The following is a 15,461-nucleotide window of genomic DNA, read 5'->3' as shown; positions in this document are numbered from 1 at the left end:
TAAAAATAAAACACAATGAACTTACTCAGAACAAAGCTCGGCAACTCTCTCCGCAGCCTTCGCGGCAACTTCCTCCAGCCTGCCCTCATCCTCCACTTCAACACTGGCAATCTCCATCCCAACGACGATAACTCTATCGGGAAGAATTCCAAGGGCCTTTGCAAGTCTGACGGCATCGAAAAATGTTATTGAGTGCGTCATCGGGGCCTTCACTTTTCCATCGGCCCTGACGTCGAACTCAACGAGTTTGTAGTCCTCGTTTCCTCTAACAGCATCCACAACAATCAGCTTCTCGTAGCTTGCGTCGTAGAGGAAGGTAAGCAGGTCTATGTAGTTTGTAGCCTCCTCTATTCTCGCGCTAACTTTTCCCTTTATGAGTCTGGCAACTCTCAGGCCAAAGCTGTCATTGCCAGTCTCGCTGCCTATGCACACCACGAGGTTCATACCTTAATTTCCCTTAGAATCTCTCCGTCGGGGCCGCGTATGTTTATTCTGAGAGGCATTTCACCAATGGCGTGAGTTGCACACGCGTGGCAGGGGTCGTAGGCTCTGAAGGCCATCTCTATCATGTTCAGAATGCCGTCATTTACGTTTCCGTTCTTTATCAGGGCTTTCGCAACTCTGTCTATGTCCATCGCCATACGAGCGGCATTCTGCTGTGTTGCAACTATCAGGTTGACTTTCGTGAGAACTCCGTTCTCATCGCTGCAGTAGTGGTGGAATAGCGTCCCACGAGGAGCTTCGACAACACCAAAGCCCTCTTTTCTCGCGACCCCATCGGGAATGTTTCTGATGTAGCCATCCGTTAGCTCATCATCCATTGCGAGCTCCAAGAGGCGTTCTGCAGCATAGACCATCTCAATTACTCTCGCCCAGTGGTTCGCGAGGCTGTAATGTACGGGCTTCTCGCCAACTGTTTCGTACATCTCATTGTATGCCTCGTTCGCTTCTGGAGTGGCCATGCCCTCAGCGGCGTTCAGCCTTGCGAGTGGAGCAACGCTGTAGATTCCGCTTTCGGCTCCATCAACGAAACCCTTCCACCCCACGTTTTTGAGGTAAGGGAAGCGCATGTACGTCCAGGGCTCAACATGCTCGGCAATGTAGTCAGCATACTCACTGCAGTGGAACTTCGCGTATTCCTTGCCTTCTGGCGACACAACACGCACCATACCATCGTAGAAGTTCACACAATTGTTCTCGTCAACGAGACCCATGTAGTATGTCTCGTGCCTGTATGCATCGGACAGAATTAAATCAACGTACTCCTGATTTTTGAGGACTATATCATGGAATACTTCGAGAGTAAACTTTGCAAATTCGACGCCTTTCTCGGCGAGCTTTATAATCCCATCTCTTTCTTCCTCCTTTATTCCTTTTGCCACTCCTCCTGGCAGCCCGAACACTGGATGGACTACCTTTCCGCCGAGGTGTGTCATAAGGGCTCTGATCTCTTTTCGCATCCCTATTACCTTCTTGCCCACTTCAACTCCGACTTTTTTTATGACACCGACAACGTTCCTCTCCGCTTTCGGCGCGTTTGGTCCCACTATAAAGTCAGGGCCACCGAGAATGTAAAAGTGGAGTGCATGATCCTCAAGCATGAACAGGGAGTAAATCAGTTCTCTTATCTTCCTCGCTGCCGGAGGAGGCTCAACACCAAAGAGGTCGTCGAGAGCTTTTGTCGAGGCAGTGTGGTGGGCAGTGGGACAAACACCGCAGATTCTTTCGGTTATCTGAGGCATGTCCTCGGCAACTCTTCCTACACAGAACTTCTCAAATCCCCTCAGTTCAGGGATGACAAAGTATGCCCTGTCGACGTTTCCCTCCTCGTTGAGTATAATCTCTATCTTTCCGTGTCCTTCGAGCCTCGTAACAGGATCAATTGTGATTTTGGTGCTCAAACGTCATCACCTCCAGCAACCCTTCGAATTCTGCCCCCAAGCAAGGACTTTGGAAGGGAGTACTTGTAAAATAGGCCAAGAGGATCTGGAATCTTCTCGAGAATTCTGTCAATTTCCTCCTCATCCATGGAATCCACGATGGATGCTATGTACGACAGTGCTTTGGCTCCGTAGTCCATAACACCGTCGAGGGGGCCAAAACAGCCCGTGCATGGCATGTTCCCGCCAACACACAGCGCTCCACATCCACCCCTCGTAACTGGGCCAAGACAGAGGAAGCCCTGAGCGAGTAAACATTTATCTGGCTCAGGTTCAGCTTCCCAGACGCGTTTGAACTCTTTAATGAGGATCTTTTCGGGCTTTGTCTCGTTAAGCCTGCAATCGTGACAAACGGACTTCTGGGATGCAAGAACAGAGCCTTTGGGCGGGAGGTTTCCTTCGAGAAGGGCTGTGAAGGCATCGACTATGATGTTGACTGAAGGGGGGCAACCGGGAATGTAGTAATCGACATCTATAACTTCATCGAGTGCCTTGCACTCGTCGAGGAACTCTGGAACGTCGAGCCTGACGTTGCAAGCTTCGCAGCCGGGAGTAGGTCTGACATCGTCGGGATTCACGACAGTTGGAGAATCGCGGTAAACGTAATCAAATATCTCGTCACTGCTGCAGCAGTTTGCAAGCCCTGGAATTCCGCCAAAGCACGCACATGCCCCAAAGGCAAAGACGAGCTTGGATTTCTTCCTGAGCAGTTCTACCATTTCGACGTGCTCGGAAAACCTTATTGCTCCGTTTATAAAACTTGCAACTATTTCTCCATCTTCCAGAGCCTCTACATCCTCTCTCTTGAAGTCCATGGCAACGGGCCAGAACACTATGTCAACCTTCTCAACCACATCGAGTATTGCCTCTGCTAAATCCACGACAGCTTCCTCGCAACCACCACAGCTTGCGCACCAGTAAAGAGCAACCTTTGGTTTCATCTTTTCGCCTCCAGGGGTCCAAGCTTCCTGAGTTCTTCAACAAACTCCTCCGCAACCCTCTTCAGTTTGTCCGCCTCGCTTGCAGAAATCCACTCAAGCCTGAGTCTTTCAGGCTCTATTCCGAACTGCGGAAGGAGTTTCCTGAGAAGCCTGTAACGCCTCAAACACTTGACGTTACCCTCAATGTAGTGGCAGTCCGTTGGTGGGTGACAGCCTGCAAGCAGAACACCGTCGGCCCCATTTTTGAATGCATAGAAAACGAACTGGGGGTCTATTCTGCCCGAACACATTACTCTAACAACCCTCAGATTCGGAGGGTACTTCATTCTTGCAGTTCCAGCAAGATTTGCGGCCATATAAGAGCACCAGTTGCAGAATATCCCCACTATCTTCGGCTCGAATTCACTCACAGCAGAACCCCCCTTACAGCAGAACTCCTTCTATTTCAGCATATATCTGCTCGTCTCTGAACAGGTACTGCTGGGCCGCCTTTGACGGGCAAGCAGCAACACATGTGCCGCATCCTCTACACATGGCCGGATTTACAACAGCTACACCCTTCTCTTCGTCAAAGGATATGGCTCCGTACGGGCACATTCCTATGCATATTCTGCAGCCCGAGCAGCGCTCCTCTCTTATGAAAGCTATATTCGGCTCAAGTTCAACCTCACCACGCTGTATGAGTGACAGCGCCTCTCCTGCAGCTGCTTCTGCCTGAGCAACGGTCTCGGGTATGTCCTTCGGCCCCTGACAGCAGCCTGCAACGAATATACCCTCTGTGGCAGTCGCAACGGGAGCAAGCTTCGGATGTCGCTCCAAGAACCAGCCGTCCTGTGAGCACGACAGCTTAAGCATGTTTCTTATTCTGTCTGCATCGCTCTGAGGCTCGAGACCGACTGAGAGTATGACCATGTCAACGGGAATTCTGCGAACCCTGCCGAGCAATGTGTCTTCAGCAACGACTACGAGTTTGCCCTCCTCCTCCGGGCTTTTTGCAATGTCAGTCACTTCCGCAACCCTGCCACGGATGAAGTAAACGCCCTCGCTCATCACTCGCTTGTAGAACTCCTCGTACGCCTTACCTGCAGCCCTCACGTCAATATAGAAGTTGTAGACCTCCGCACCGGTTCTCTCTTTTACGAGGCGGGCAAGCTTGATGGAGTACATACAGCAGACTTTCGAGCAGTACTTGTTGTAGTTCTCATCCCTGCTACCGACGCAGTGTATTATGGCAACACTCTCCGGCTTTTTGCCGTTGGCGAGCAGAACTTCTCCACCTGTCGGGCCGGTGGAGTTGAGCATCCTCTCAACCTGAAGGGATGTGTAAACGTTCTCGTACCTCCCGTAGCCGTACTGCGGAATTCTCGAAGCATCGAACGTCTTATATCCGGTAGCCACTATTATTGTCCCCACTTCTACTTCAACGAACTCATCACTCATACTGAAATCGATTGCATCTGGCTCACACGCTTCCACGCAGTACTGAGGGCACTTCTTGCTCGTAAGCCACATACAGGTGTTTGGATCGATAAAGGGAACGAGGGGGACAGCCTGCGGAAACGGGATGTGGATTGGCTTCCTCTTCCCGAGACCAGCATCAAACTCAGACGGAAATAGCGGTTCAGCGAACAGACAGTCTTCGACACACTGATAGCAGCCTATACAGAGATCCTCCTTCACGTACCTCGGCTTCTTTCTTATTTTAACCCTGAAGTTGCCAATATAGCCGCTGACCTCCTCAACTTCTGCATACGTCAGCAACTCGATGTTCGGATGGGCTTTGACGGCAGTCATCTTAGGGGTCAGAATGCACGCAGCGCAATCGAGAGTTGGAAACGTTTTGTCGAACTTGGCCATGTTGCCGCCTATTGTAGCTTCTCTCTCAACGAGATACACCTTTACGCCCGCGTCGGCGAGAACGAGCGCAGCAGAAATACCGGCAATACCGCCACCTATAATCAGCACGTTTGGGTTTATTCTTGCTCTACCAACTTCGAGCTCCTCGTGAATTGCGACGCGATTGACAGCTGCTCTCACGAAGGCTTTCGCTTTTTCCGTCGCGCTTCTGACATCTTCAGTAACCCAGGCGTCAAGCTCTCTTATGTTTGCCATCTGAAAGAGGTACGGGTTAAGACCAGCCCTCCTGCAGGCGTTTCTGAATGTCTGTTCGTGAAGTGTCGGGCTGCAAGCGGCAACGACAACCCTGTTTATACCCATTTCCTGTATATCCTTCACGATGAGTTCCTGGCCAGGGTCGGAGCACATGTACTTGTAGTCTTTAACAACGGCGACATTAGGGAGTGTTTTTGCAAACTCCACGACCTCATCTATCCTGACTTTTTCGGCGATATTTCTACCACAATGGCAAACGTAGACACCTATCTTTATGTCGTCCTCACCCATGTGATCACCTTATTAAAATGTAGTGATTTTTCATCCAGAAGTGTAACTGAGTAACGTGATATTATAAAAGATGAAAATTTACAAAAACATAATGAACAATAATCTACATTTCCGGGCATGTTACTCTCCCTTGATCTCTCTGATCTTGTCTATCAGCACAGGCACGAGCTCAAGCACGTCAGCAACAGCCCCACACCTTGCAATTCTGAAGATTGGCGCGTCTCTGTCTGTATTTATTGCAATCACATTCTTGGCCTTTACACCCTCAACGTGCTCGGTAGCCCCACTTATACCAAGAGCAAGGTAGAGTTTGCCAACGACGGTTTTGCCGCTCCTTCCAACCTGCCTTGTCTTTGGAAGCCATCCAGAATCTATGATCGGACGGGAACCTGCAACAACACCTCCAAGGACTTCTGCAAGCTCCTCTGCAAGCTCAATGTTCGCTTCGTCGCCAATACCTCTGCCTACAGAAACAACGATGTCAGCCTTGGATATGTCCACGTCTTCCACTTCTGGCTTTATGTATCCGACGAACTCCACGCCATCGCTGACTCCAAGTTCGTCAAGGCTGAGCTTCTCAACAGAACCAACTTCTCCCTTTCCGTCTTCTGCCTGGAAGCTACCTCTGTTAACGACGAAAACTCCCGGACTCTTTACTGCAAGGTCTACCATTATCTTTCCACCGTATGCAATGGAAGTTGCGACGAACTGGCCATCGCTGACTGATATCTCGGTAACCAGTGTGGCAATGGGCAGGCCAAGCTGGGCTGCAAACTGAGATGCAACGTCGAGACTTGCGGATGTATTGCCGAAGAGGATTGCTGCAGGTTTTACTCTTTCATATACCTTCTCAACGATTGCGTAGTGCCATGGCGAGGGATCGCCGGCATCAACCTGAATCACATCGCTGTTGATGTTGCTCACGTCTGGATTTCCGATAACGAGGGTTACAGCTTTACCCCCAAGTTCGCTGGCAAGCTGCTTTGCTTTTCCAACGAGCTCGTAGGTAATGTCCTGAACCTCATTTTCTATAACTTCTGCAAAGACGAGAACGTCCATCGTACCACCTCACAGCACGGAAAGTTCCTTCAGCACTTCTACAAGCTTGTCTGCTATTTCCTCGGGCTCGCCCTCGAGCAGCGTTATCTCTGGCTTTGGCGGTTCGTAGTACCTCAGAACCTCTACTCCCTCGAGTTCAGGAACCTCTATTTCGACTTCCTCGATTTCTGCCTTCTTCATCGCCTGCCTCAGCTTTGCAAACGGAACGAACTTAAGCGGGCGTTCTGCAGACACCACTCCAACGACCGCAGGCAGAGACACTTTGTATTCTCCCAGCAGGCCACCACCAAGTTCTTTTTTAACGACCAAGTTGCCATCCTGAACATCTGCTTCAACGACTCCACCGATGTAGGGAATTCCCATGCATCGGGCGAGCATTCCACCGAGAGTTCCTGCAAATGCATCTATCGCCTGAATGCCTACCATTATGACATCGTATTCCTTGTCCTTCAGAAATTCTGCAAGTCCCTTTGCAACTTCTATTCTTCTGTACGTACTCCTTGATAGGATTGCCTTGATCAGGTTGTCAGCGCCCTTTGCATACGCCATTGCAAGGGGTTCGTCTATCTCCGTTTCTGTGTCTTCGTCGACAATGCCTAAAACATCAACAGTTGCACCGCTTTTCTCTTTCAGAACGAGCGCTTCCTCAACTGCGTGCTCATCTCTCTCGTTTGCAATGTATGCGAAGGGAGTTATCTCCGTCTCGCTGATTTCAATCTCCTCTACGAGGTCTGGAACCAGCCTTAGGATCGCGCATATCTTCATCGTATCACCCCTTGATCGCTTCAAGTACGAGTTCTGAGATGTCCTTTACCTCAATCTGACCTTCGAGACCTGTCATTTTGAGTGCATCTTCGAACATGGGCACATCAAGCGTGCACGCCGTAACAATGACGTTCGCTCCAACCAGAGCAGCCTCTCTAACCCTGTCTTCCGCAGGTCTCTCTTTGAGAAACTCTTTTATGAAGCTATCAAGCCAGACCCCGCCACCTCCACCTCCACAGCAGAGTGCGTTCTCTCTTGTCCTCTTCATCTCCACGAACTTTATGCCGGGAATCGCCTGAATCACCTGACGGGGCTCATCAAAGATTCCGTTCCTTCTCCCGACATAGCACGAGTCGTGGTAGGTTACGACGTAATCCAGCTCGTTGAACATGTCCTTCAACTTGTCGAGGTTTTCAAACAGGAACTGTGTGTGATGCAGCACTTCTTTCTCGAAGCCGTACTTCGGATATTCACGCCTTAGCGCGTTGTACGCATGCGCATCGTGCGTCACAATTCTATTGAATTCGTACTTCTCGAATGTCTTTATGTTCTTCTCCACGAGGTCTTCAAACAACCCAAACTCTCCGCTGAGGCGGGTTAAATCGCCAATGCACCGCTCCTCGTTGCCAAGAATTGCAAAGTCTGTTCCAAGGAGGTACATAACCTCGGCGAAGGCTTTGGTGATCTCCTTACACCTCCGGTGGTATGACCCAAAGCACTCAGGGATAAAGAGAACGTCAGCACTTTTCTTCTTTGATAGTGTAGGTACTTCAAACTCCACTTCCTTTGTCCAGTTGTCCCTCTTTCTCGGAGACTCTCTGAAGGGATTACCGTAGCGTGCTATGTTCATCAGCGCTGCAGCAAGCTCCTCGGGCGGGTTACCTTCAAGTAGCGAAAGCTCACGCAGAGCCGGAATTATGCCGTCGGTAAGGGGGATCTGACTGGGGCATCTGTAGCTGCACGTATAGCAGGAAGTACACAGCCAGTGAGCCCCACTTTCGAGAATTTCATCAACAAGTTTTGCTCTGATAGCCAAAATCATCCTTCTCGGAGTGAAAGGTGAGGCAATACCATAAGGACACGAACCGCCGCACGTACCGCACTGAAGACACTGCTTGTACTTCTCAGATTCTGCCACTTCCGAGAGTCTTTCGAAGTACGTTTCAAGCATCTCGCCTACGTCCATTTAACCGCCTCCCAATTTATGTTTGCATTAATCATGAAATATTTGAATATTTTGCCACTGTTGTGACAAGGCAAGACACACCGACTATAACTATTTTTCGATATAATTTGCATCTCGTTCACCACCTCAGAACCCTTTATATGGATTTGGTCCAATCTGCTTAATCTGCTCAACGAACTCCTCAATAATCTGCGGAATCTTGTCGTAGTCAGATATGGCAAGTTCTACGAGCTTCACTCTCTCTGGTTCGAGCATCAATCGCTGCAGGGTTTCCTGGACGTTCTCCATTCTCCTGTTGGCAAGCTCACTACCTCTTATGAAGTGGCACTGGTAGTCCTCGCCATACTTGCAGCCTGCAAGCAGGATGCCGTCGATTCCTCTCGATAATGCATCAGCAATGAAGACAACGTTCACAGAACCAAGACAGCGGACGGGGATGACCCTCAGACTTGTGTCTATTTTGTATCCGTTTCTGGCCGCCATGTCCAGCGCCGGATAAGCGTCGTTCTCGCAGAAGAAGCCGAGTATTCTGAATTTACCTTCCTCCTCCGGCACGTCTATTGCCTTTATCATCGACGAAATCATGTCGATGGAGTAGTTCTTGAACGAGATTATGCGTTCTGGACACGCTCCAAAGCATGTACCGCACCTCCTGCACCTCGCTGGATTGAGTATCGGCGTTCCTCTTTCATCCTCCTCAAGTGCAGAGAAGGGACATTCCTCCGTACACCTCTTACACTGCGTACAGCGCTGGAGGAAGAAGATGGGCAGTGACAGGTCTCCACTTCTCGGGAACGTGGCCATGCCCTTCGAAACAAGTTCTATGCACTGTATTGCCTTCATAACGGCTCCGCTCGCATCCTCGACAGCGGTGGCTACATCCATAGGCTGCCTAACGCATCCAGCAGCGTATATTCCAGTCCGCTGGCTCTCGTAGGGGAAGCATATGAAGTTGGAATTCGCAAAGCCATACTGGTTCGTTGGTAGTTCGCTTCCCTGCCTGTACTTCAGGTTCAGTCCAGTACTGTTGGGCTGCATGCCTGTGGCGAGCACGACCATGTCAACGGGAATTCTGCGAACCTTGCCAAGGAGAGTGTCCTCAACTCTTACAATGAGCTTTCCTTCTTCTTCGGGACTCTTCGCAATGTCGGTAACCTCTGCAACCTTGCCCCTGACAAGGTAAACACCCTCGTTCATAACTTTCCTGTAGAAATCCTCGTACAGGCTGGGCGTTCTCACGTCTATGTAGCAGATGTAAACTTCAGCGTCGGGATACTGCTCTTTAATATACGTCGCCTGCTTGAGCGAGGCAAGGCAACAAACAGCGGAGCAGTACGGCAGGTGGTTTTCATCTCTACTGCCTGCGCACTGAACGAAGGCAATTCTCTTTACAGGTTTACCATCATGGGTGAGTATCTTACCTTTCGTAGGCCCGTTTGGCGACGCAAGTCTCTCAAACATCACATTGGTTATAACGTCGGGATACTTTCCAAAACCGAGGTTTGTCAGCCTGCCTGCGTCGTACGGCTTCCAGCCAGTCGCAACAACTATCGCTCCGGCCTTCAGGTTCAGAGTTTTTGGCTCCATCGCAAGGTCTATCGCATCGTACGGGCATGCATCAACGCACGCCTTGCAGCCCTCATTCTTCTGGCAGTACTCTGCATCTATTACGTACTTCATGGGGAAGGACATCTCATGTGGAAGGTAGATTGCCTTGGTTTTGTCCATTCCGTAGTTGAACTCGTTTGGTCTCTCTGCCGGGCAGGCTTTGACACATTCTCCGCATGCTGTGCATGCATCGGTTACGTAGCGGGGGTTGATTTTGACCGTAACATCGAAGTTGCCAGGTTCTCCGCTGATGGATTCGACCTCTGCGTTTGTGAAGACTGTTATCTTCCTGTTCTCTCTGAGTCTCCTGAGGTTGATTTCAAGCCCACAGTACGGCGGGCAGAGCTTTGGGAAGTACTTGTACATCTGCGCTACCCTTCCACCAAGATAGGGGTTTTTTTCTACCAGAATTACCTCGTAGCCCACTTCCGCAGCCTCAACGGCAGCGGTAATACCTGCTATACCCCCTCCAACAACGAGAATTGTTCTTGATACTACTTTTTCCTCGCCCTCGGGGAGTTCTGTCTTCTCTGCCTTGACTATGCCCATTCTAACGTAGTCCTCTGCCAGTGCTTGAGTCTCTTCATTGCTCTCGTGGCTCCATGCTACGCCTTCACGAAGGTTCACTCTCTCAACGACCACACCCTCGAACCTGAAGACGTCAGTGTTTACACGGGGAGAACACGCGGCAATTACGATTGTGTCGATTCCCTCGTCTATGTCTTTCTCTATCATCTCAACCCCTTCGCTGCTGCAGAGGAAGGGGTGAACTCTCGCGTTGAACTTGGCTGATAGTTTTTCCACGTCTATTACTTCGCCAATTCCGCATCCCGAACAAACGTAAACGCCAACACGCTTCATGCGGACACTGCCTCCCAATTTATCATGCTTTTTCCGGTAAGTTGTGCCCAGTCAATAATGTGGGTATTTGAATGTTTTGATATTCTCCAATTATTCAAAGAGTTCGACAATCACAATATAAGTTTGAATATGTTAGCATTTAGAACTGAAATGTGTAGACAAGTTTCAGGCCATGTATACCATCCCCGTAATAATTCCTTAAGAATGTTGAAACTCTGAAACCCTCTTTCAGGTAAAAGTCTACGGGCCCATCAGCAGGGGTTTCAAGCCAGACACTATCGTAACCCATGTCTCTGGCAAATTCAATGCACTTCCTCAGGATTGCTTTTCCAACTCCCTTTCCCCGGAAGTCGTCCCTGACAGCAATAGAGGCGATAACAAACTGTTCAGCCCAGCAAACCGTCGCACATCCCACAATATGCTCTGCATCTACCTCCTCTTTTGCAACAACTGCTCTTTTTCTGACTGGAAGCAGGGAAAGGTTGGCAAAAGGACTCGTTCCAAGAACGTCGTATTCGAGGTGGATGACTTCCTCGACCTCACAGTTTTCCATGAAGTCAACACTAAAGGTAGATCCAGCTTCCACCAACGTCATCTGTCGGCATCGCCTGAAAACTTTTGCGGTTTCCTAATCCTTCAACCTCTACCCCGAGCCCTTAGCTGTGAACAAAAAACTGGTTGGTCCATGAGTTTTCTCATCTGGTTGCTTACAAGACCTTGCGAAAGCGAGGAGATATGCAAGGGGAGGTAGTAGATTTTACTTTCACAACTCTCCCAAAAAGTATATTTTTATTCACAATAAGTGAAATTATAAGAATCCTTACCCTTTCAGCTTCTCCCATACGTTCACAATATCTCTTGAGCTTTTCTCCCAGTTTTCAACGTCGTCCATCGTAAGTATGTCAATAGCTCCTCCCTGCACATCCCCGCTTAACGACTCTTCGAGAATACCCTCGATCTCGCCATAGGCTTCTCTCAATTTCTCGAGTAACTCCTCGTCCGCCTGCCAGAGTCCTCTTTCGGCAGCCTCAACGAGTCTCCTTGCTATTTCCTCAACGGCGTAAACGTTGTTCTCCTCGAACCATTTCCGCATCTCATTATCGAGCACGTAGGTATTTGCTATCTCATCAAAAACCCATTTATCGACGAGCTTTGTCGTTGCTGCCCAGCCGTAGAGGTGCAGAATCTTCTTTGAGAATTCGCTCGCCCCCCTATATCCGTGCTGCTTCATCCCCTCGATCCACGCGGGATTGAGAAGCTTTGCTCTCACAATCCTCTCGATTTCATCTCTCATCTCTCTAACGGATGTTGCTGAGACGTCCTTTGTATCTACCACAACTATCTCTGGACTTCCGCCGAGGGTCTTCACAGTATTGTAAAATCCACCGTGGTACGAGAAGTAACAGCAGCAGTTGAATATGTCATGTTCGTCGCTTATGTGGTTGCGAGTTACAACATCTACATTTTTGAGATTGAGGATGAGGCTCTCAGCAGCCCCCTTTCCGAAGTGCTTTCTCGTATAAGCATACCCGCTCCACTGAACCCACGTCTTTGCAAGGTCTTCATCATCCTGCCAGGCTGAAGCTTCGACGGCGTAATTTACACCAGATCCATAGGTTCCGGGAGGGGAGCAGAAAACTCTGCAGAGAGCGAGATCTTCGTCAACTCCAAGCTCTCTGAGCTTTGAGACGTGCTCGAGGTAGTGCTTCCTCACGTAGTTCATTTCGGCAGGCTCGTCAAGCAACGCAACCTTTGAGACAGCCTCATCAATCATGTAGATGTAGTTGGGCAGTGTATCGCGGACAATTCCCGTTATTCTAATAACAACGTCGATACGAGGTCTCTTCAGCTCATCAAGGGGGATTACTTCAAGCCCCCTGACCTTTCCGTACTCCCAGACTGGCTTTACACCGAGAAGATAGAGAATCTGGGCAATCTGCTCGCCGTCGGCCTTGTAGGCATCTATACTCCAGAGCCATTCCCCGACACTCTCCGGATACCTGCCATGTTTGGCTTTGTAGTGCTCTATGAGCTTTTCAGCAGTATCAACTCCAATTTTCCAGGCTGCTTTCGTTGGAATGGCTGTAGGATCGACGGCAAAGAAATTCCTGCCTGTAGGCAGGATTTCAGTTTTACCTCTCGTTAGCGAGCCTGAAGCTCCGGGTTCAACAAATTCTCCGCTGAGACCCTTTACAAAGCCATCGTACTCTCTTCTGCATTCCTTAATCTTCTCAGCTATTTCAAGGGCTCTGGAAAAAGCTTCAACAACCTTCTTGGTTTTCTCCTCCTCTTCTGCCCTCTTGACTTCAAGCATACTAACACCTCAAACTGCCAACGTGCTTCTTGACAATTGCAGCAATGTCGTGCGATTCCTTCGACTCAAGCTTTAGAAGCTCGTCTATTATCGCAATTGCCTTTCTGTGGAGGAGTTCGAGGGTTTCAGCGTTCGTCATTCCAAGACTGTTTACAGCTGAAGGATTCCTCCTCATCTCGTCGTAGTCAAGGCCGATGTATTCCGCAAGCACTCTCCTTATAGAGGGGAATTCGTGACTGTCGTAGGCCATAATCGTCGCAACGTGTTCGGCAAGTTTTTCGACGTTTGGATGGGCAAAGATATGCAGCCCCGACTCTATTTGAGTTCCCCTAACAGCCTCGACGTAGCGGTGGATCTCCTCAATAGCTTTCTCACCTTCACCTCTTACAGGCACGTTGTTCTCCTTTGCTTTGGCAATTATTTCCTCGTAAATCTTCTCCGCTCTTGCCTCCTCCCCAAGCTGTTTAGCCTTGGAGTACTGCGTTAAAAGCTCCTCCAGTTCTTCAAGCACATCAGCCATTGCCATTGGCAGATAAACGTGATCAACGATGGTTGCGTAGCTCCTTCTCTTCGCTATAACCCCCTCCATTGGATTCGCAACGTTGTAAACGTACAAATGCGGAACATCGTCAATGCTTATCTCCGGCCAGCAGGATGGTGATAAGCCGACACCCTTACCCGGTCTGAACTCCAAGTAGCCGTGCGTGCCAAAGTGAATGATCACATCAGCCTTAAATACTCTCGTAATCCAGCGATAAACTGCAAGCCACTGATGCGGGGGAGGAATGGTTGGATTATGGAGAATTCTGCAAACCTTTCCGTCGCACCTGCTGCCTGCACACCCAAACTTTGGCTGAGGTGTTATGAAGACGTTGCCGAAGAGCAGTCCGGGAATCACGAATTTGCCGTTATAAACCATACCAGCCAGTTCCTTGTCAACACTGCCAGACAAAACGTCTTCTGGCTCACTCCACTCCCTTACCATCGCCTCCCTTGCATTTGCAGGCAATTCGTTAAACCACTCCACGTACGTTTCAGCATCTACAAAATCAACAGCCCCGCCTTTCTCTACGATCTCCTCAACACTCGTCCAGCGGAACTCGCTTATCGCCTTCCTCTCGAGTATAATATCTACAAGCTCCTTTCCGTTTTTAGGAGGATTTTCAATTCTGTAGCCTTCGTCCTTCAACCTGTTCAGCAGCCTTGCAACGCTTTCGGGAACATCGAGCCCAAAACCAACGGCGACACTTGCCTCTAAACCTTTACACGGCGGATTTATGAGGACGATTGCAATTCTTCGTTCCTCCGGCTTCTTCTTCCTTAATTCAATCCACTTTTTCACCCTTTTTGCAAGGTACTTCGCGTGTTCCTTGTAAGGTTCGAACTTCTTAACTCCGTTATCACTTACCTTCGTTCCCGCCAGATAAACCGGTTCTATCAGCCCGTCAACTTCTGGCATTACAACGGTGTAAACCTGAGAAAGGTAGTCCACTCCGTGTTCCGACTCCTTCCACTCGCTAACACTTTGCGATGATGAGAAGCAGGGCTGAATTATCGGGACATTCAGCTCCCTCAGGAGCTCCAATCCTTCGACAACCTTAAATCTGTCTTCTTCGCTCCTTTCCTTCCCATGATCGAGCAGGAAGAAGTACGTGAGGTTAACAACAGCATCAACCACCGGCTTTCCATCAACGAAGAAGAACTCCCTTATCGTGTCCTCCTTCGAAGGTGTGTTCAGCAGTTCATCCCTCCAGCCGTGGGTAAAAACCGGAAGAACACCAAGCCTTTCACGCTCGAAAGCCTCAATAAGAGCTTCAAAATGTCTTATGTTCCTGTAAAGCCAGCAGGTTCTGTGAATTAGCACTCCAACGAGGGGGAAGCTTGAGAACGGGTAATCTCTAAAATATTTCTTCGTGTTTTCAAACAGACCCATCCGTGGGTGGTATATCGCGTGCCACGGGACTTCTTCGACCTCTCCGACGTTAACGTCCATTCCGGCAGCCCAGAGCAAGAACCTCACGAGGTTTCTCAGATTATTCTCTCCACCCGTCTTAAAGTACTCTACAGCCTTGCCTAAAAAACCCGACCGACCTCTCGAAAGGTGGAAATAGTTTTCTGAAGCGGAAACAACGATTTTTGCCTTTGATTCCTCGATGGCCTTTTCCACTTCCTCCGGAAGCTGGTACGTGTAGAGAAAGATTGCATCACTGTTTTTTATTTCATCAACATGAACAGCCGAGAGAGAATCACTCACAGCGAGATAGTTAAAGCCGAGGCGCTTTGATTCGTCTTCGAGAATTCTCGTGAGCATTGGAAGCATCGAAGCTCCGTATCCCATTATAAGGCTAAGATGCATGAAGCTTATACGCTGGATTGTATTTAAG

At 49.4% G+C, this 15,461-nt stretch carries 12 protein-coding genes; all 12 read right to left on the bottom strand.

Going from position 1 to position 15,461, the window contains the following annotated elements:
• Positions 1-21 precede the first annotated feature (21 nt).
• The 12 genes from ARCVE_RS07800 to ARCVE_RS11710 all read right to left on the bottom strand — a co-directional run bounded on the left by ARCVE_RS07800 (position 22) and on the right by ARCVE_RS11710 (position 15,433).
• The gene (locus ARCVE_RS07800; protein WP_013684229.1) at positions 22-444 is read right to left on the bottom strand and encodes a hydrogenase maturation protease; all 423 of its coding nucleotides are present in this window, start codon (positions 442-444) and stop codon (positions 22-24) included.
• Positions 441-1,901: a Ni/Fe hydrogenase subunit alpha gene (locus ARCVE_RS07795; RefSeq protein ID WP_013684228.1), complete on the bottom strand. Its 1,461-nt coding sequence runs from the start codon at positions 1,899-1,901 to the stop codon at positions 441-443. Before ARCVE_RS07795 ends, ARCVE_RS07800 begins: the two co-directional genes overlap by 4 nt.
• Positions 1,898-2,881 carry an NADH-quinone oxidoreductase subunit B family protein gene (locus tag ARCVE_RS07790; protein WP_013684227.1) on the bottom strand — a complete coding sequence of 328 codons (984 nt, stop codon included), beginning with the start codon at positions 2,879-2,881 and terminating at the stop codon, positions 1,898-1,900. Before ARCVE_RS07790 ends, ARCVE_RS07795 begins: the two co-directional genes overlap by 4 nt.
• Complete coding sequence (locus ARCVE_RS07785; RefSeq protein ID WP_013684226.1) at positions 2,878-3,291, bottom strand: hydrogenase iron-sulfur subunit; 414 nt, start codon at positions 3,289-3,291, stop codon at positions 2,878-2,880. Before ARCVE_RS07785 ends, ARCVE_RS07790 begins: the two co-directional genes overlap by 4 nt.
• Before the next feature lie 13 nt (positions 3,292-3,304).
• Positions 3,305-5,284, bottom strand: a complete 1,980-nt coding sequence (locus tag ARCVE_RS07780) for a CoB--CoM heterodisulfide reductase iron-sulfur subunit A family protein (protein WP_013684225.1) — start codon at positions 5,282-5,284, stop codon at positions 3,305-3,307.
• 120 nt (positions 5,285-5,404) lie between these two features.
• On the bottom strand, positions 5,405-6,343 hold the full coding sequence (locus ARCVE_RS07775) for an electron transfer flavoprotein subunit alpha/FixB family protein (protein WP_013684224.1): 939 nt from the start codon (positions 6,341-6,343) through the stop codon (positions 5,405-5,407).
• 9 nt (positions 6,344-6,352) lie between these two features.
• Positions 6,353-7,108: an electron transfer flavoprotein subunit beta/FixA family protein gene (locus tag ARCVE_RS07770; protein WP_013684223.1), complete on the bottom strand. Its 756-nt coding sequence runs from the start codon at positions 7,106-7,108 to the stop codon at positions 6,353-6,355.
• A 4-nt stretch (positions 7,109-7,112) separates the two neighbouring features.
• Positions 7,113-8,294 (bottom strand): (Fe-S)-binding protein, encoded by a 1,182-nt coding sequence (locus ARCVE_RS07765; RefSeq protein WP_013684222.1) that lies wholly within the window; start codon positions 8,292-8,294, stop codon positions 7,113-7,115.
• A 126-nt stretch (positions 8,295-8,420) separates the two neighbouring features.
• On the bottom strand, positions 8,421-10,763 hold the full coding sequence (locus tag ARCVE_RS07760; protein WP_013684221.1) for a hydrogenase iron-sulfur subunit: 2,343 nt from the start codon (positions 10,761-10,763) through the stop codon (positions 8,421-8,423).
• A 139-nt stretch (positions 10,764-10,902) separates the two neighbouring features.
• Complete coding sequence (locus tag ARCVE_RS07755) at positions 10,903-11,349, bottom strand: GNAT family N-acetyltransferase (protein WP_048085856.1); 447 nt, start codon at positions 11,347-11,349, stop codon at positions 10,903-10,905.
• A gap of 234 nt (positions 11,350-11,583) precedes the next feature.
• Positions 11,584-13,077 carry a cobaltochelatase subunit CobN gene (locus ARCVE_RS11715; RefSeq protein WP_198001995.1) on the bottom strand — a complete coding sequence of 498 codons (1,494 nt, stop codon included), beginning with the start codon at positions 13,075-13,077 and terminating at the stop codon, positions 11,584-11,586.
• A gap of 1 nt (position 13,078) precedes the next feature.
• Positions 13,079-15,433: a cobaltochelatase subunit CobN gene (locus ARCVE_RS11710; RefSeq protein ID WP_198001994.1), complete on the bottom strand. Its 2,355-nt coding sequence runs from the start codon at positions 15,431-15,433 to the stop codon at positions 13,079-13,081.
• Between the last annotated feature and the right edge of the window lie 28 nt (positions 15,434-15,461).

This window comes from Archaeoglobus veneficus SNP6 (assembly GCF_000194625.1).
Taxonomy (GTDB): Archaea; Halobacteriota; Archaeoglobi; order Archaeoglobales; family Archaeoglobaceae; genus Archaeoglobus_C; species Archaeoglobus_C veneficus.
The sequence above is the reverse complement of the archived record's forward strand: the minus strand, read 5'-3'. Positions and strand labels throughout refer to the sequence as shown.